Source organism: Cyanobacterium sp. HL-69, assembly GCA_002813895.1.
Taxonomy (GTDB): Bacteria; Cyanobacteriota; Cyanobacteriia; order Cyanobacteriales; family Cyanobacteriaceae; genus Cyanobacterium.
This window is the reverse complement of record CP024912.1, coordinates 2,494,529-2,511,618: the sequence shown is the minus strand read 5'-3', so window position 1 is coordinate 2,511,618 and position 17,090 is coordinate 2,494,529. Positions and strand designations below refer to the sequence as shown.

Below are 17,090 nucleotides of genomic sequence, written 5' to 3'. Positions count from 1 at the left end.
AAACTATCGACACAATTTTTGGTCAACATACATATTACCATGGTGATCAAAAGCAATTTTAAATTATCGATATTTTATAAAAGTAACAAAGGTGCAATTTTTAAAAGAAATTATTGGGCGTTGGTGGTCAGAATTTACCCTACAAACAAAGTTGATGGCAACAGCTACCCTTGTTGTCTCCCTTGTCATGAGTAGTTTAACTTTTTGGGCAGTAAACTCCATTCAACAAGAAGCACAAATCAACGACACTCGTTTTGGCAGGGATTTAGGGCTTTTGTTGGCAAGTAATGTTGCCCCTTTGATTGCTGAAGATAACTTGACGGAGGTAGCTCGTTTTTCGGGCAGATTTTACAACAGTACCTCTAGCGTCAGATATATCATCTATGCAGACCAAGAAGGAAGTATTTTTTTCGGTATTCCCTTTTCTCAAAGTGAAGTCAAAAACTCCCTCACCATTCAAAGAAAACTAGAACTTCCCGAAGACTATAATCACGACATAAGACTTCCCATGGTACGACAACATACCACCCCCGATGGGCAAGTAACAGACGTATTCGTTCCCCTGGTGGATGATAATCAACCTTTAGGCACCCTCGCCATCGGCATTAACCCCAACCCAACCCTCGTGGCCTCATCCAATCTTACAAGGGATGTAACCATCGCTGTATTTATTTCCATCTGGGCTATGGTCATTTTAGGGGGAGTATTTAATGCTTTAACCATTACCCAACCCATTAAAGAACTATTGTTGGGGGTTAAAAACATCGCAGCGGGAAACTTTAAACAAAGAATTGATTTACCCCTAGGGGGAGAATTAGGGGAATTAATCCTTAGTTTTAATGAGATGGCTGAAAGGTTAGAAACATTTGAAGAACAAAATATTGAAGAATTAACCGCCGAAAAAGCAAAATTAGAAACCCTCGTTTCCACCATTGCCGACGGTGCCATTCTTCTTGATTCTCAACTAAAATTAGTGTTAGTAAATCCCACCGCTAATAAAATGTTTGGTTGGGATGATAAACAAATAATAGGTAAATATTTATTAGATTTTTTACCCTCAGAAATTGGGCAACAACTACAAAAACCATTGAAGAACATTTCTGTAGAAGAAGGGCACACAGAAAATGATCAAGATTATCATATTTCTCCCACCAGAGGGGAATTTAGAGTTAGTTTAAGAGAACCGAATCAACATACTTTTAGAATTTTAATTACTCAGGTTTTAGACCAAAATAAAGAGAATTTAAAAGGTATTGTTATGACAGTTCAAGACATTACTAGGGAAGTAGAATTAAATGAAGCTAAAAGTCAATTTATTAGTAATGTTTCCCACGAATTAAGAACCCCTTTATTCAACATAAAATCTTTTATTGAAACCTTGGCGGAATATGGAGATGATTTGACAGAAACCGAAAAAGTAGAGTTTTTACAAACTGCCAATAGTGAAACCGATAGATTAACCCGTTTAGTTAATGATGTGTTGGATTTATCTCGCTTAGAGTCATCAAGAAGTTACCAATTCCAAGCCCTTGATTTAGACCAACCCATAGAACAAACTTTGAGGACTTATCAACTATATGCTAGGGATAAGAAAATTGAATTGATTCGGGATGTTGAGCCTTTATTGCCCCCTGTATGGGGTCATTATGATTTACTATTGCAGGTGTTTACTAACTTAGTGGGTAATGCCCTTAAGTTTACCCTTGAAGATGGTAGTATCACCATTCATGCCTATGGGGTAAGAAATAACCCTGAGCAACCAGAAGAAATATCCCATGTACGAGTGGAGGTGAAAGACACGGGTATTGGCATTGCTAAAGAAGACCAAGAGGCGATTTTTGATCGTTTTTTCCGAGTAGAAAATAGGGTTCACACCCTTGAGGGGACTGGGTTAGGACTTTCGATTGTTAAAAATATTGCTGATAAACACCATACTAAGGTTAATTTGGTTAGTGAAGTGGGAGTGGGTACTACTTTTTGGTTTGATTTACAGGTTTTTCAAGAACAAAAAGTTCCAGTGGCTCATTGATGAAGTGGGGTTTTATGAAAAAGTGGTTTAGGTGGTGAAGGACGTAGAATGCTACGTCCCTAGAAGGATTATCCTTCTTTTGTCACTTTCCGAAATAACTAATCGGAAAAAATGAATTTATCCACTGAGAAAATGAATCATACAATTATTGCTGTGGTTCAGTAAATGATTAAACCCTATCCATAATAAATCGCTCTCCATTATTCTTAACCAAGGTAACATTGTGCAAAAGATGAGCATTGGTTTAACCATAATTCGATAGTTAATCAATGTATTTTTCCAACTACTAAAATCACGCCAATCTTCTGTGATGAAGATTTTCTTATCTTGAGTCTCTACTATTTTTTTTTGATTAATTAAGTCTGTAATAGGTTTAGTTTTTAAGCTAATCATCCAGTAAACACTATTAATAATTTCCCACCATTTTTCTATATCTTCTCCCTTGGTTAAACGATAATCTGTCCAGCCTAATTCTTGTTTACACTGCCGAAATCCATACTCTACCCATGTACGTTGACCATATAAATTTCCCATGGTTTTTTTCTGTTGAGTTCTCGTTTTTTGGATGTTAGTCATTACAAAACTAGTGCTGTTTTCTGGCATAGTTTCTGTGTTAGTAGTAATTTGCCAATAAGTTATTTCTCTTCTGAGACCATAAATAATTTCTCTAATGTATCTATCTTCTTTTTTACCATCACTAAAAATTCGTTTAAATTTGTACCATTTATTCGCTCTTATCGTCTGTGAACTTGGCATCCAAACACCATGGTCTTTTCTAATAGAGACAATAAAATCAAGATTATTTTGTCTCAGTGCATTAATTAAAGTCGATGCTTCCCCATATAAACTATCAGCTAATACTAAATTAATAGAAAAACCTAACTCTACTAAATACTCGATAATTTCTCTTGCTAATTCTATTTTTGTTTTGTAAACATCACCCTCTTTGAGAGTCTTTTTTGGTTTGAATATTCTTGTCACTAAAGGGAAAGTAATATTTCTATAAAGACCATAAACATTTACTGATACTATAATACCTTGATCTATTTTCCCTAAGCTTCCCAAATATTGTCGAGAAGTATAATCTGTGTTATTTCCTTATCTTGGTGCGCGTTCCCTTGCGTCTTTCGCCGACGCGGGGTCGCACCGCTTTTTACGATCTCCTGTTTCATCAATGATTACTGTAATCGGTGTATCAATCAGTATACTTAAAATATATTTTAAACGTACTTTTTCCAAGTCTGATGAATTCCAATTAGATTTTGTCAAAAAATGATGTAAACCTTGAGAGGAAACATTAACAATTTCACTTATTTCTGGCAAAGATTTTCTTTTGAGTGTTGAAATTAATCCTAAGTGTAAATATTTAAAATATTCATAATTACGCACATCGGAAAATAAAGAACGATAAAACGAACAATAGTTATCAATCAGAGGAACTGTTTCTGTGGGATTTCGAGGTATAGTCACTTTACTTAAGTATGAACCAATCAAGGGTAAAATAATGGATGAAGTAATTATTTTTATATTTAAGTATAATGCCCCATGATATAGAATTAAAACAAAAAGTAATTGACTATGTAGAAAATAGAGGTAACGTAACAAAAGCATCGAGAATATTTGGAATATCAAGAGCATCAATATATAGATGGTTGAATAGAAAAGATTTAAGACCAACAGTGGTCAAAACTCGTCAAAGAAAATTAGATAAATCAGCACTATATGAAGATGTAGTGAAAAATCCAGATGATAAATTAATAGATAGAGCGAAAAAATTTGGAGTAACAATGTCAGCAATATCTCATGCATTCAAAAAAATGAACATAACAAGAAAAAAAAACAGTTACGTTATAGAGAAAGAAATAGAAAACAAAGAATAGAATACTTACAAAAATTAAGAGAATTAGTCAAAAAATACGGAAGTAAGAGTATGGTATTTATTGATGAGTCAGGATTTGAGGAAATAAGTACTTGCATTTATGGGTGGTCAAAAAAAGGAAAAAAAATTTATGGCGAGAAACGAGGAAAAAGAGAAAATTTAGGGCGTGTCATCAAATAGAAGAGAATAACAGATAGAATAAGGATGATAGTAATTGTGCCAAAAGTGAGGATATGGTAGAAATGCGCAGGTATGGTTTGAGAGACGATCAATGGGAAAAAATTAAAGATTTATTACTGGGTCGATTTGGTACAGTGGGAGTCACCGCCAAAGATAATCGACTTTTTGTCGAAGCGGTATTGTACAGGTATCGAGCTGGTATTCCTTGGCGAGATTTACCTAGTCGATTTGGTGATTTTCGAGTGGTTCATACTCGTTTTAGTCGTTGGAATAAAAAAGGTGTCTGGGAAAAGGTTTTTCAAATTTTGGCAGGAGATAGTGACGATGAATATGCCATGATTGATTCAACCATAGTAAGAGCACACCAGCATAGTGCTGGTGCAAAAGGGGGGATAAAAACGAGGAAGCAATAGGTCGAAGTACAGGAGGTTTAAGTACAAAAATTCATACTACGGTTGACGCATTAGGTAATCCTACAGGTTTTTTCCTCACCGGAGGACAAAAATGTGATTTGGACGGTGCAGATGTTTTACTCAAAGAAATAAAGGCAGATATTTTGTTAGGGGACAAAGGTTATGATGCGGATGAAAGAGTTCTGGAAAAGCTAAAGAAGCAGGATAAAATAGCGGTTATTCCACCAAAAAGAAATAGAAAAGAACAACGAGAATATGATAAGTATTTATATCAAGCAAGACATTTGATTGAGAACTTTTTTGCCCGATTAAAACAATATAGAGCCATAGCCACTAGGTATGATAAACGAAAAATAAATTTTCTTGGTGCTATTTATCTAGCCGCAGTCGTTATATGGCTTAATTGATGACACGCCCTAGTAGCAGGAAGAAGAAAGAAAGAAAAAGATTTTATTGCTCCAATGATCTTTACAGGAAGTTTAAATGCAGAAAGTTTTGAATCATGGCTAAAAATGTATTTATTACCATCACTAAAACAATTTTCAATACTAATAATGGATAATGCACCAATCCACCGAAAAAATATGATAAAAGAATTAGTAGAAGAAGCAGGTCATCTAGTAATGTTTTTACCAACTTATTCACCAGATTTAAATGATATTGAACACGATTTTAGTGCTTTAAAAAGAGCAAAAATGTATAGCGATAGTACAATAACTTTAGATGAAATAATTTATAATTATTGTACTAGCTAAATGTCTCAGTCTTATTTTGATTGACTATGATAGTTGAACTTCCCTTTTATTACCCTTAACCCGTGCAATCTAAAATCTATGATTGTTGGTATTCGTATATATCTTCTATTAATTCTATCCAACCCTTGGTAAGAGATTCTAAAATTCGATCGCCCTTATCCTTTGTCGCCACCGTCGCATCACCAATTACTCCACTTTTGCTCAACTCTTTTGTTACCCAAGGAAAAGGTAAACGCCCCTCCAAAGATAACAAACTATCCTTACCCAAATCTTTCGCATATTCTTTTACCGCCAAATCCATTTTTACCTGATGGGGCAAAAGAGACAACATCAAACTCGTCTCCGCATCCCCTGCATGAATCCCTTCCTTTCCTTCCCTCTCCGTCATTAAATCTTTAGTAATATGAGGTACACGCCAAGTAAAAAAAGGAAACACCAAAAAATCATGATGCTCTTGGTGCAAATCACGGCTAATAATATCTAATATCTGGGGTTGCCCTCCGTGGGAATTCATCAAAACTAACTTACGAAATCCCGCTCTATAAATACTCTCGGCTGTTTCCCTTAATACCCTTAACAGAGTTTCCGCCGATAAACTAATAGTACCAGGAAAGTCTAAATGTTCGTTAGATTTACCATAATAGAGAGTCGGTAAAGCATAGGCTGGGATTTTAGAAGATAAACTCTCCAAAGCACTCCCTAACACCCCCTGACTAATCGCCGAATCCACCACCAAAGGAAGATGATGTCCATGTTGCTCTATAGCCCCTATGGGTTGAATTATCACGACATTTTCTTTATCTGACATCTGCTCAATTTCTTGCCATGTGAGATAAGCAAAAAAACGCTCTGGGGGAATAAAACCGTGAATCATAATATTATTTCGGAATAGGTAATAGTAAAAATGTTTTAAATATTGAATGCTTATTGTAATTCAATAATATTTTGTACTATGGTTAATCAAATTTTATAGTTGTCGTAAACTTTTGTTTAAATTGGATAAGTCTTTACTTCCTGTACAAAAAAGAGTGGTTTTTATCTCTGTATTTAATAAATTTACCAGAAAATCAATGGCTTCAGTGGATTCCATCGCCGCCTTGAGGAAAGGATAAGCCAAACCCACCAAATCCGCACCAAGGGCAATTAATTTGGCTACCTCCAACCCATTACGAATACCCCCCGAAGCGATGAGGGGAATATCAGGATATTTACGTCCTATATTTGCCACACAGTCGGCGGTAGGAATGCCCCAATTGGCAAAAGTTTGGCCTAGTTGTCTTTGTAAGGCATTGTCCGCCCTTTCGCTTTCTACCATCGCCCAAGATGTGCCTCCTGCCCCTGCTACGTCTATGGATTTTACCCCCACATCAATTAACTTTTTTGCCATATCCACGGAAATTCCATTACCCACTTCCTTGGCGATGACAGGTACAGGTAAATTTTCACACAGGTTCGCAATTTTGTTTAATAAGTCTTTGAAATTCGTATCCCCTTGGGGTTGGATACATTCTTGGAGGGGATTAATGTGCAAGATGAGAGCATCTGCTTCAAGGATTTTTACTAACTCTAAACATTCTTTATAACCATAGCCGTAGTTTAGTTGCACGGCGCCTATATTTGCAAATAATAATATATCGGGTGCATGCGATCGCACTTTAAATGTGGAGGCAACCTCAGGTTTTTCGATAATAACACGACCTGAGCCGATACCCATGGCGAGGTTATATTTTTGGGCAATTTGAGCTAATCGTTTGTTAATTAATTGAGCATTGGTAGTGCCTCCTGTCATGGAGGAGATAAGGAGGGGAGAATTTATTTTTTTACCTAAAAATTGACTACTAATATCAATTTCTTGATAGTCTAATTCGGGCAAACAAACATGGTTAAAATGATATTTTTCCAAACCATTAGTAACCGCATTACATTGTACTTTTTCATCTAAACAAATACGAATATGATCATCTTTTCTTGTTTGCGTCTGTGTTTGAATCTCTCCCATTTTTTATGCTTAAACCTTTACTAAACTAACAGCAATTTTACCAGAAAAACATACATCAATATCGCTATCTTTTTCTTTTCCCCTTTGACTATAGTTACCTTGATAAAAGTAAACGTTATTTTCCTGTTTAAAGGTTAGGGGTAAAGGATATTTACTTGGTTGACAAAATACTATTTCTGTGTCTGTTTGATACGGAGATAAGTGGGGTAAATTAACATTCCAAAAATGCCCTTTTGGTAACTCTTTTGATAATAGTAAATCTAATACTTTTTTAGTTAATTTACTTGTTAAAATCCAGTCAATTTTTTGAGGACTTTTGATATAATGGGAAAGGGCGATCGCCTTTAAACCCCCAATAGTTGCCTCTCGCACCGCTGCCACCGTACCAGATAAATACATATCTACGCCCAAATTTCCCCCCGCATTGATACCCGACAACAGCCAATCAGCATCTGGGGCAAGAGCCTGAATGGCTAAACGGGCACAATCAGCAGGAGTGCCATCCACACTATAAGATTGATTTCCCCTGTCTTCTACTGCAATACCCCGACGGGTAGTAATTTGATGTCCACAGCCCGAATATTCCTTGTTAGGGGCAATAATAAATTTATTCCCCTCCACAGTATTAGCGAGGGCTTTTATACCCTCGGCTTCAATCCCATCATCATTAGTTATGACAAATTTCATTGGCACTGCTGAATTTAGATTTAGATATGATTTCTCATTTAAGTAGGGAATAGGGAATGGGGAACAGGCAATGGTGATAATATTTTGAATATTATTAAATACTTATCATAATGCGATAGTATTTCATCTCATGATTAAGCAATACCTGACAACTTAATTAATTTACCCTTAACCCCAATCCTTTTTTAATGATTAAAGCCCCCCCAGAATTGTGAGATTTAGGGGGCAAAATGATAATTTGTTTCGTAGAACTTGCTATTACTTATAAACCCGATAATATTAATCTATGATAATTATCCATTGTCAATTATACATTATCAATTGTTTACGCCCCTACCGATTCCTTGGCAGCATACATCACCTCAAGGGAAATTTGATCAAAATTTCTTTCACGGGCAAACTTTTCAGTGTTGCGTTTTACCTTACCACGGACAAAACCAGGTACTTTGTTTAATTCCGCTTGGGCTTCTTTTGTCCAATTTAAATCAGAATCCGCAGAGATACCTTTAGTAATAACCTCTTTGGTATCATGACCACCAAATATTTCTAAAAGATGATCTTCCATACCGAGGGTAAAAGAATTATAAACCAAATCAGTAATTTGATTTGTACCTTCATAACCCAAGAAAGGCTTGTAACCGATGGGGAAGTTTTGGATATGGATAGGGGCAGCAATGACACCGCAGGGAATGCCCAAACGTTTACCCACATGGCGTTCCATTTGTGTACCAAAGATGGCGGAGGGTTCTAATTTGGCGATCGCATCTGCTATCTCTCCATTATCTTCGCTAATCAGAATATTATCACAGAATGGCTCTACTTCTTTCCTAAACCATGCTTCATCATACTTACAATAAGTACCAGCCAAAACCACATCAATGCCCATTTCCCGTACCAAAATTTTTGTCATGGCGGCTGCGTGGGTATTATCCCCAAAAACAACGGCTTTTTTACCCGTCAAATTTTGACAATCAATAGAGCGCGAAAACCAAGCCGCTTCGGATACTTCAATGGTTTGATACTCAATTAATTCTTCATAGTCAACATTACCCCCCTGCTGGTTTATCACCTTCGCCATGGCACGGATACAACGGGCTGTTTCTACCACTCCCATGGGTGTTATATCCACATAGGGCATTTCATATTCTCTTTGTAAATGTTCGGCTGCCATTAAGCCTAATTCTCGATAAGGGATGAAATTAAACCATGCACGGGGTAGATTTTGTAAGTCTTCCACACTGGCTTTGTCGGGGATAATCATGTTGATTTCGATACCCAAGTCAGCCATTAATTTTTTCAACTCTCGACAGTCGTGGTTGTTATGAAAACCGAGGGTAGAAATACCGATAATATTAACAGAAGGATTAGCAGTTTTTTCTCGATTAATAGTACCTTTTTTTTCTGCTTTTTCAAGGTAAAATTTCACGATTTGGGCTAAAGTGCGATCGGCTGCTTGTAATTCGTTATAACGGTAATGGTTTACATCCGCTAATATGACATCTCCTTTTGAGTTTAGTTGCGCTCGGCTGACAAAGTTTTCTAAATCTTCTTGTAAAATGCTGGAAGTACAAGTGGGAGTTAAAACGATTAAATCTGGGCTTTCTTCTTGATCTTTACGTACAATATTATCAATTACCTTTTCCTGCGAGCCCCTAGCAAGTACGTTGCGATCGACTACACTGGTAGTAACAGGGGTAAAATTCCTTTCCCTTTCTAACATAGAGCGCATTACATTAAAATAGTCGTCTCCAAGGGGTGCGTGCATTATAGCATGAACATTTTTAAAAGAACTGGCAATTCGTAGAGTGCCGATGTGCGCGGGGCCAGCATACATCCAGTAAGCTAGTTTCATAGAAAATTATCTCCGTGTGGGTGTCCATTCGCTTCTTTTTCTAGTGTGCTATTTATATCCCTTGTCTGCGCTTTTCATTTACAAATATTCACGGGACGAAAATCTAGGGGCAATATTTTGTAAAATATGACTATATATTGAGTTAAGGCAGTTCTTTTGACATGGTTGATTGTTGTCGCCCGAATCCCCCTTGTATTAATTTTTGTCGTCTGGATGGTCATTTACTTAAGGGAAAGGGAGTTATTATAAATCCTGAGAGTGGAAATCGTTATGAAGTATTAAGGGTTTTGGCGGAAGGGGGTATGAGTACCACCTATTTGGTTTATAACTATGCCATGGAAAAGTTGTGTGTGTTGAAGGAGATTGATTCGGATTTGTCTTCTATGGCTAAGGCTAGGGAACTTTTTCAGCGAGAAGCTAGGATTTTAAAAAGTTTAAGCCATCGGGGCATTCCTTTGTTTTACGATTTTTTTGCTTCTAAAAACTACTATTCTTTGATTATGGAAATGATTTATGGGGATAGTTTGCAAATGGTTAATCCCCGTAGTGAAAAGGAGGCGGTGGGTTGGATGCTTCAACTAGCCAAAATTCTTGATTATTTACATAATCTACCTAAGCCTGTGATTCATCGGGATATTAAGCCTAGTAATTTGATTTTGCGTCACAACCCAGAGGAGATTGTTTTAATTGATTTTGGGGCTGTAAAGGAAGTTACTCAAAAACCAGGTACACGCATTGCTACGGCGGGTTATGGTTCCCCTGAGCAAAAAAAAGGATTATCCTATATACAGTCGGATTTTTATGGGGTGGGTACTACTTTAATTTATCTTTTGACTCGCAAGTCTCCTACAAAGTTTTTTAATCCTGTGTTAAATCGTTTTGTGGGCTTGGAAAAAGCTGGTATTTCTTCCCCATTGGTGGAAATTATCAATTTTTTAACTCAGTTTGATTATACCAAACGCCCCCAAAGTGCGATCGCCCTTGTTGATTTATTTACTCAATTTCGCAAATAAAAAATGTCTGAAAAACCTAGCCAAAAAACTACCATTGAGCAAGATAATAAGACAAAAATTGAGATTACAACAAAAATCGAAAATCAATCATTTACCACCAAAATAGAAGCCTTAGAAGATTCTTTTCCTTTTGATGATATTACTGAAACATATCAAAGAAAAAAGCCTGTTGACCCTTTTATTGGTCAAAAATGTGGAGAAAATCAAGAGTATTTGATTGTTAAATTTATTGCTAAAGGAGGAATGGGAAATATCTATCTTTGTATCAATCAATCAGAAACCATTGACACAGATTTTGTAGTTGTAAAATTTTTAGATAAAGAATGTTTAGAAGCTGATAATAAAGAAGAAATTATCCAGAGATTTAGAAGAGAAATAAAACTTCTTTCTAGTCTTAATCATCCAAATATTGTTAATATTTTAGACCAAGGAATTTACCCATTACAAAAAGGGAAAAAAATCTATCATATTCCTTTTTTTATTATGGAATATTTACAAGGAGAAACCCTTAGTGATTACTTAGTTAAAAAACGGCAAATAACCATCGAAGAATCTCTTTTTATTATTACTCAAATTTTAGCAGGGTTAAGAATTGCTCATAATCAAGGCATTATTCACCGAGATTTGAAACCAGATAATATTTTTTTAATTCCTACTCTTAATAATAAGCATATTGTTAAAATTCTTGATTTTGGTATCGCCAGAAAAATAGATAGTATGAGTGTCGTAAGACTCACAAAAATGAATGATTATTTTGCTACTCCTTATTATGTTTCTCCAGAGCATATTAATGGTGTTACTCAATTAGATGCTAGAAGTGATATTTATAATTTGGGTCTGATATTCTATGAAATTTTAACAGGTAATAAACCTTTTACTGATTATGATGATTTGTTAGTTACTAAGGGCTGGTTAGGGGTTCATAATCAAAAGAATCCTATCCCTCCAAATCAACAGTTTGGCTATGATAATATACCACTCATTCTTAATAATATAATTCTTAAATGTTTAGCTAAAAAACCAGATGATAGATACCTGAGTGTTGAAGATATTTTGGCTGAAATTATCAATTTTTCCCCTAATCTTAAAAACCTTCATACCACAAAAGAGTACAATAATAATATTTCAAAAAAAATATTTTTGAATGGGCTAATATTTAGTTTTTTGTTAGGAATTTTTATAAGTTTATCAACCTTTTTGATTATTCATGTTATTAATAATAATGAACAAAGTTTGATGAACAATCAATATACCCAAAATCATTGAATGGCAACATATCACAAAAGTCTTGTAACGGACAGGAGCGTTAGGTTGACTTTTATAAAGAACAACCTAATACCAATAAAATAAATTACTTCATCTGTGCGATCGCACGCTACAATCACATCAATATTACTTGGTAAATGCGATCTCGTTAAAAAATAATGGTAACTATCATCAGAAAAATGATATTTTAATAAAAGTCTCAATTTTACGATTACAAGGTTAGGGAATATTACAAAATGGTCGAAGTTGCTCCTTCTACGGTAGAAATTGCCGAGGCATTAACTATGCCCGTGGATTTAGAGTTTGAATTACCAGATCCGGAGGACGAAGAAATTGCTGAGCATGACTTTCAGCAACAGGTTGACAATGTCTGGAAAGTGTGCGATCGCTTCGATTTACAAACAGATATATGGCGTGGTAGAATCCTAAGAGCAGTAAGAGATAGAGAAAAATTTGGTGGAGAAAATCGGGGTGCAGGTTTTCTTAACTGGCTTAAAAATAGAGAAATTAGCAAAAGCCAAGCCTATGCCTTGATTCAATTAGCTAACAGTGCAGATACCCTTTTAGCAGAGGGAAATTTAGAACCTGAAGCTATCCAAAACTTTAGTAAAAGAGCCTTTATCGAAACCGCCAAAGCAGAGCCAGAAGTACAAAAATTAGTTAGTGAAGCAGCTCAAAATGGCGATCGCATTACCCGCCGAGAAGTGAAGCAACTAACCGATGAATATACTGCCATGAATTCGGACTTTTTGCCCGATAACGTCAAGGAAAAAGCCGTGGATGGCTCTTTACCTCCACGTCACCTTGCCCCCCTCGTCAAAGAGATGGAGAAGCTATCGGATGAACAAGTTGAAGATATTAAAAAGGAAGTAGAAGCATTTCCCGACATTGACACCGTCAAAAAAATGACATCCACCGCCAAAAGTTTGGCAAAATATATCGATTCTGCTTCCCAAGTAGAAACCCTCAGAGATTCCCCCGTAGATTTAGAAATGGCCTTGGATGAAGCCATGCGTCTCGATTGTCTCAGCATTACCGCCGACTTGGTGAAACAAGCTACCAACCTAGAGCAAAATGTAGCTAAACTTTATACTTTGTGGAAAAAAGTTGGTAGTATTTCTGATCGCCTTTACGTGGAAACAGGCTCCAGTAGTCCTAATTTGCGATCGCTCCTTACCTGTTTAGAAAGACTAACCAGCGAAGTAATAGAAGTAAAACTCGATGAAGGAGGAGAAAAATTAGTTCGCCTCAGAGTCATGACAGAAGAATAATTAAACTGTAATCACATCCTCATCAATTACCATCAACAAATCACGGGGATGATTAATCAAAAAATTGGGCTGATACTCCTGCAAAATTTCCGCTGAGTTAAAGCCCCAACTAACCGCAATCACCTTGATTTTACTTTTTTTCGCCGACTCAATATCCCTAGTTTCATCCCCCACATAAAAAGTATTTTCCAAAGATAACCCATGATTACGAATTACCCGATTAATAGTGCGATGTTTGCCAAATAAATTATTACTAGAGTAAACAAATTCAAAATAATCTTCTAACTCATTACGACGAAAAAACTCCCGTACACTCTCCTCCCAATTAGAAGTAATAACTCCCAAGGTGTATCCCTTCTCATACAAATTAGCAAGAGTTTCCTTCATTCCCTCAAACGCAGATAAATAAGCAACCTGTCCATTCAACTCCTTCTTAATTTTCTTCATCAAAAAAGGAACTTTATGAAGAGCCACAGGAGATTGTTTAATAATATCCTTCGAGCTAAGATTACTTAACCTCGCCACCTCTAATTCATCCACCAATGGGTAATCAAACTGTAACGCCAACCCATTGACAATCTCCACCAGAGTCGAGAAAGTATCAGCGATTGTGCCATCAAAATCAAAGATAATCGTTTTTTCTACCATTAGATATACAAAGAAAAAGAGAAATATTGCGAAAAGTTAAGAAGGAATGTCAAAATAAGGGATAGTATTAAAAAAAATAACAGTAAAAATATATGGATACCGCAACAGTCGTTGCCTCTACAATTGCTATTACCCTTTTAGCAATCACAGGCTTTTCAGTGTACACAGCTTTTGGGCCTCCCTCGGCACAATTAGACGATCCTTTTGAAGACCACGAAGACTAAAATTTAACTAGAGACGTTTCTGATAACGTCTCTAAACTTTGTTTGGGGATAGATGAAGAGAAATTACTGAACCCCTTGTAAATCTTCCCAAGAAATCTCCTGTTTTTCCCCCGCAAACTCATTATCAGGGGTAATAAATAGCATACAGTGACACTCTTTTCTTTCTCGCATAGGTACACAAGGACAATTCCAAAAAGTATTTTTTACCTCTGCTTCTTTATCTTCATAATGACGACAAGGACAAAGGGGCGCACCTAATTCTTCTTTGTGCTGTGCTAAACCTTGAATAACTACGGCAGTGACAGAAGGCTCAGAGCAAAAATATGTATCTGTACGTTTTGCATACTGCTCGGCAAAATTTTTCATCGCCTCTAGCTTTTTATTTTGATTATCTGAGGTCATAGTTTAATGTGTTTTGATCCTTTTTTATTTTCTCTGTCACTATTTTACCTTAATCGTTGACTTCAATTTTTGCCTTAGTCTTTTTCTTCCCTGAAAAAGGGGATGTTACACAATTTAGATATAATTTTTCACCCAGACGAGTAATGGTAGTTATAGTCAATCAAAATAAGACTGAGACATTTAGCTAGTACAATAATTATAAATTATTTCATCTAAAGTTATTGTACTATCGCTATACATTTTTGCTCTTTTTAAAGCACTAAAATCGTGTTCAATATCATTTAAATCTGGTGAATAAGTTGGTAAAAACATTACTAGATGACCTGCTTCTTCTACTAATTCTTTTATCATATTTTTTCGGTGGATTGGTGCATTATCCATTATTAGTATTGAAAATTGTTTTAGTGATGGTAATAAATACATTTTTAGCCATGATTCAACACTTTCTGCATTTAAACTTCCTGTAAAGATCATTGGAGCAATAAAATCTTTTTCTTTCTTTCTTCTTCCTGCTACTAAATTTTCTCTTTTTCCTCGTTTTCCTTGTTTCTCATCATAAATTTTTTTTCCTTTTTTTGACCACCCATAAATGCAAGTACTTATTTCCTCAAATCCTTACTCATCAATAAATACCATACTCTTACTTCCGTATTTTTTGACTAATTCTCTTAATTTTTGTAAGTATTCTATTCTTTGTTTTCTATTTCTTTCTCTATAACGTAACTGTTTTTTTTCTTGTTATGTTCATTTTTTTGAATGCATGAGATATTGCTGACATTGTTACTCCAAATTTTTTCGCTCTATCTATTAATTTATCATCTGGATTTTTCACTACATCTTCATATAGTGCTGATTTATCTAATTTTCTTTGACGAGTTTTGACCACTGTTGGTCTTAAATCTTTTCTATTCAACCATCTATATATTGATGCTCTTGATATTCCAAATATTCTCGATGCTTTTGTTACGTTACCTCTATTTTCTACATAGTCAATTACTTTTTGTCTTAATTCTATATCATGGGGCATTATACTTAAATATAAAAATAATTACTTCATCCATTATTTTACCCTTGATTGGTTCATACTTAAATAAAGTGACTATACTCTTTTAAATTTGCACCATTTATTTGCTCTTACTGTCTGTGAGCTAGGCATCCAAACCCCATGATTCTCTCTAATGCTAACAATAAAATCAAGATTATTTTCTGTTAATGTCTTAATTAAAGACGATGCTTCCCCATATAAACTATCAGCTAATACTAATTTAATTGAGAAATCAAATTCTAATAAGTAAAGTATCATTTCCTCTGCTAATTCAATCTTTGTTTTGTAAATATCACCCTCTTTTAGAGTCTTTTTTGCCTTGAAAATTCTGGTCATTAAAGGGAAGGTAATATTTTCATAAAGACCATAAACATTAACTGAGACAATACCTTGATCTATTTTTCCTACATTTCCTAGATATTGTCGAGATATATAATCCGTAGTATTTCCTTATCTTGGTGCGCGTTCCCTTGCGTCTTTCGCCGACGCGGGGTCGCACCGCTTTTTACGGTCTCCTGTTTCATCAATAATAATTGTAATAGGAATATTAATAAAAACATTTAAGATTGAGTGCAAACGAGTTTTTTCTAATTCCCATAAATTCCAATCAGCACAAGTGAGAAAATGATGTAAACTTTGAGAAGAAACATTAACGATGCGAGAAATTTCAGGAAGAGATTTTCTTTTAATATCAGAAATTAATCCTAAGTGTAAATATTTAAAATATTCGTAGTTACGCACATCAAAAAACAAGGTAGAGTAGGCAGAACAATAATCATCAATGACCGGCACCGTGTCCATGGGATTTCTAGGTAAATGTTTTCTAATTTGCTGAGCTACATCCATTGCTGTGAGTACCTTTAATTTTTATTATTATTCTACATTTTTATTCCTCTTTTCGGAAAGTGACAAAAAAGGGATAAATGAAAAATATCAATACTGCCTTTTGTCAACTGAGTCAAAAAGTTAAATTGAACTTGTTGATTCTGTCTTTCCAATAGCAAATAGCTTGTTTCTACTATTACAGGATAGGTAATGACTAACTTTTCTGTGAGTGTTGTTAGTTTTTGTCTCGCTATTTGATGAAAATTATCGTTATTGTTTCCTAATGCAATGAAAAAACCTGTATCAGCAATAATCATATTACAGTTTATTGGAAATAATTTCTTGACTGATTTGTTCTGACTTTTCAGCCAAATCAGGTTCATCAGAAAAACAGCCAATAAAATCACTATTTCTTAATTCTGCTAGTGGGTCATCACTTTCAGTGGTTTTTTTTGCGTTTTGTTGTTTTTCAATAGTTGTCATTATTACTTGTGCTATTTTCTCTTGTTCATCTTCTGACAATTCTGACAACTGAGGAAATACTTGTTTTAATTGCTGAATCATATTTTTAGTTCTTTTTTGATTGTCTATTAACGACAAGG

The 17,090-nt window shown here is 35.2% G+C and carries 14 protein-coding genes and 5 pseudogenes; 8 read left to right on the top strand and 11 right to left on the bottom strand.

The genetic code is table 11. The features are described 5' to 3' along the window. Positions 1-91 precede the first annotated feature (91 nt). Positions 92-2,029 (top strand): two-component system sensor histidine kinase NblS, encoded by a 1,938-nt coding sequence (gene nblS / locus AA637_RS11585; RefSeq protein WP_446682887.1) that lies wholly within the window; start codon positions 92-94, stop codon positions 2,027-2,029. 117 nt (positions 2,030-2,146) lie between these two features. Here the strand turns inward: nblS and AA637_RS11580 are convergent. Further along, positions 2,147-3,523, bottom strand: a pseudogene (locus AA637_RS11580) (IS701 family transposase). A 44-nt stretch (positions 3,524-3,567) separates the two neighbouring features. On the opposite strand from AA637_RS11580, the pseudogene AA637_RS11575 reads away from it, so the two are divergent. The 3 genes and pseudogenes from AA637_RS11575 to AA637_RS11565 form a co-directional block, all read left to right on the top strand. Continuing rightward, a pseudogene (locus AA637_RS11575) lies at positions 3,568-4,070 on the top strand (IS630 transposase-related protein); the annotation flags it as partial. Positions 4,071-4,150: 80 nt separating this feature from the next. Next, a protein-coding gene (locus AA637_RS11570) for an IS5 family transposase (protein ID WP_446684582.1) occupies positions 4,151-4,908 on the top strand; the annotation gives its coding sequence in 2 pieces (ribosomal slippage) (positions 4,151-4,490 and positions 4,490-4,908; 759 coding nt in all). Positions 4,909-4,917: 9 nt separating this feature from the next. Further along, positions 4,918-5,256: pseudogene (locus AA637_RS11565) on the top strand (transposase); the annotation flags it as partial. Between the two features lie 76 nt (positions 5,257-5,332). Here the strand turns inward: AA637_RS11565 and AA637_RS11560 are convergent. The 4 genes from AA637_RS11560 to bchB form a co-directional block, all read right to left on the bottom strand. Then, complete coding sequence (locus AA637_RS11560; RefSeq protein ID WP_446682886.1) at positions 5,333-6,130, bottom strand: creatininase family protein; 798 nt, start codon at positions 6,128-6,130, stop codon at positions 5,333-5,335. A gap of 93 nt (positions 6,131-6,223) precedes the next feature. Beyond that, the gene (fni, locus tag AA637_RS11555) at positions 6,224-7,255 is read right to left on the bottom strand and encodes a type 2 isopentenyl-diphosphate Delta-isomerase (protein WP_446682885.1); all 1,032 of its coding nucleotides are present in this window, start codon (positions 7,253-7,255) and stop codon (positions 6,224-6,226) included. A gap of 9 nt (positions 7,256-7,264) precedes the next feature. Beyond that, positions 7,265-7,942 (bottom strand): 5'/3'-nucleotidase SurE, encoded by a 678-nt coding sequence (surE, locus tag AA637_RS11550; protein WP_446682884.1) that lies wholly within the window; start codon positions 7,940-7,942, stop codon positions 7,265-7,267. Positions 7,943-8,267: 325 nt separating this feature from the next. Then, positions 8,268-9,794 carry a ferredoxin:protochlorophyllide reductase (ATP-dependent) subunit B gene (bchB, locus tag AA637_RS11545; protein ID WP_446682883.1) on the bottom strand — a complete coding sequence of 509 codons (1,527 nt, stop codon included), beginning with the start codon at positions 9,792-9,794 and terminating at the stop codon, positions 8,268-8,270. Positions 9,795-9,955: 161 nt separating this feature from the next. Here bchB and AA637_RS11540 point away from each other — a divergent pair, with 161 nt between their 5' ends. The 3 genes from AA637_RS11540 (at position 9,956) to AA637_RS11530 (ending at position 13,344) form a co-directional block, all read left to right on the top strand. Next, a complete protein-coding gene (locus AA637_RS11540) occupies positions 9,956-10,807 on the top strand; it encodes a serine/threonine protein kinase (protein WP_446682882.1) in 852 nt (283 codons plus the stop codon). Between the two features lie 3 nt (positions 10,808-10,810). Further along, positions 10,811-12,073: a serine/threonine-protein kinase gene (locus tag AA637_RS11535; RefSeq protein ID WP_446682881.1), complete on the top strand. Its 1,263-nt coding sequence runs from the start codon at positions 10,811-10,813 to the stop codon at positions 12,071-12,073. A 236-nt stretch (positions 12,074-12,309) separates the two neighbouring features. Continuing rightward, on the top strand, positions 12,310-13,344 hold the full coding sequence (locus AA637_RS11530; RefSeq protein WP_446682880.1) for a hypothetical protein: 1,035 nt from the start codon (positions 12,310-12,312) through the stop codon (positions 13,342-13,344). Here AA637_RS11530 and AA637_RS11525 read toward each other — a convergent pair whose 3' ends face one another. Then, positions 13,345-13,992 (bottom strand): HAD-IA family hydrolase, encoded by a 648-nt coding sequence (locus AA637_RS11525; protein ID WP_446682879.1) that lies wholly within the window; start codon positions 13,990-13,992, stop codon positions 13,345-13,347. Between the two features lie 92 nt (positions 13,993-14,084). On the opposite strand from AA637_RS11525, the gene psbN reads away from it, so the two are divergent. Further along, on the top strand, positions 14,085-14,216 hold the full coding sequence (gene psbN, locus AA637_RS11520) for a photosystem II reaction center protein PsbN (RefSeq protein ID WP_069791747.1): 132 nt from the start codon (positions 14,085-14,087) through the stop codon (positions 14,214-14,216). Between the two features lie 63 nt (positions 14,217-14,279). Here the strand turns inward: psbN and AA637_RS11515 are convergent, their stop codons facing one another. From AA637_RS11515 to AA637_RS11495, 5 genes and pseudogenes are all read right to left on the bottom strand, one after another. Then, positions 14,280-14,618 (bottom strand): ferredoxin-thioredoxin reductase catalytic domain-containing protein, encoded by a 339-nt coding sequence (locus AA637_RS11515; RefSeq protein WP_069791746.1) that lies wholly within the window; start codon positions 14,616-14,618, stop codon positions 14,280-14,282. 180 nt (positions 14,619-14,798) lie between these two features. Further along, positions 14,799-15,645: pseudogene (locus tag AA637_RS11510) on the bottom strand (IS630 family transposase). 78 nt (positions 15,646-15,723) lie between these two features. Further along, a pseudogene (locus AA637_RS11505) lies at positions 15,724-16,509 on the bottom strand (transposase); the annotation flags it as partial. 32 nt (positions 16,510-16,541) lie between these two features. After that, positions 16,542-16,805: a type II toxin-antitoxin system VapC family toxin gene (locus AA637_RS11500; RefSeq protein ID WP_446682878.1), complete on the bottom strand. Its 264-nt coding sequence runs from the start codon at positions 16,803-16,805 to the stop codon at positions 16,542-16,544. Position 16,806: 1 nt separating this feature from the next. Further along, positions 16,807-17,052 (bottom strand): hypothetical protein, encoded by a 246-nt coding sequence (locus tag AA637_RS11495; protein ID WP_446682877.1) that lies wholly within the window; start codon positions 17,050-17,052, stop codon positions 16,807-16,809. Positions 17,053-17,090: the final 38 nt, after the last annotated feature.

Excerpts from the sequence above, each read along its gene's own strand:
- AA637_RS11540 (WP_446682882.1), top strand. The coding sequence starts at position 9,956 with ATGGTTGATTGTTGTCGCCCGAATCCCCCTTGTATTAATTTTTGTCGT.
- AA637_RS11495 (WP_446682877.1), bottom strand. The coding sequence starts at position 17,052 with ATGATTCAGCAATTAAAACAAGTATTTCCTCAGTTGTCAGAATTGTCA.
- bchB (WP_446682883.1), bottom strand. The coding sequence starts at position 9,794 with ATGAAACTAGCTTACTGGATGTATGCTGGCCCCGCGCACATCGGCACT.
- AA637_RS11500 (WP_446682878.1), bottom strand. The coding sequence starts at position 16,805 with ATGATTATTGCTGATACAGGTTTTTTCATTGCATTAGGAAACAATAAC.
- AA637_RS11560 (WP_446682886.1), bottom strand. The coding sequence starts at position 6,130 with ATGATTCACGGTTTTATTCCCCCAGAGCGTTTTTTTGCTTATCTCACA.
- AA637_RS11515 (WP_069791746.1), bottom strand. The coding sequence starts at position 14,618 with ATGACCTCAGATAATCAAAATAAAAAGCTAGAGGCGATGAAAAATTTT.
- AA637_RS11525 (WP_446682879.1), bottom strand. The coding sequence starts at position 13,992 with ATGGTAGAAAAAACGATTATCTTTGATTTTGATGGCACAATCGCTGAT.
- AA637_RS11530 (WP_446682880.1), top strand. The coding sequence starts at position 12,310 with ATGGTCGAAGTTGCTCCTTCTACGGTAGAAATTGCCGAGGCATTAACT.
- surE (WP_446682884.1), bottom strand. The coding sequence starts at position 7,942 with ATGAAATTTGTCATAACTAATGATGATGGGATTGAAGCCGAGGGTATA.
- psbN (WP_069791747.1), top strand. The coding sequence starts at position 14,085 with ATGGATACCGCAACAGTCGTTGCCTCTACAATTGCTATTACCCTTTTA.
- AA637_RS11535 (WP_446682881.1), top strand. The coding sequence starts at position 10,811 with ATGTCTGAAAAACCTAGCCAAAAAACTACCATTGAGCAAGATAATAAG.
- fni (WP_446682885.1), bottom strand. The coding sequence starts at position 7,255 with ATGGGAGAGATTCAAACACAGACGCAAACAAGAAAAGATGATCATATT.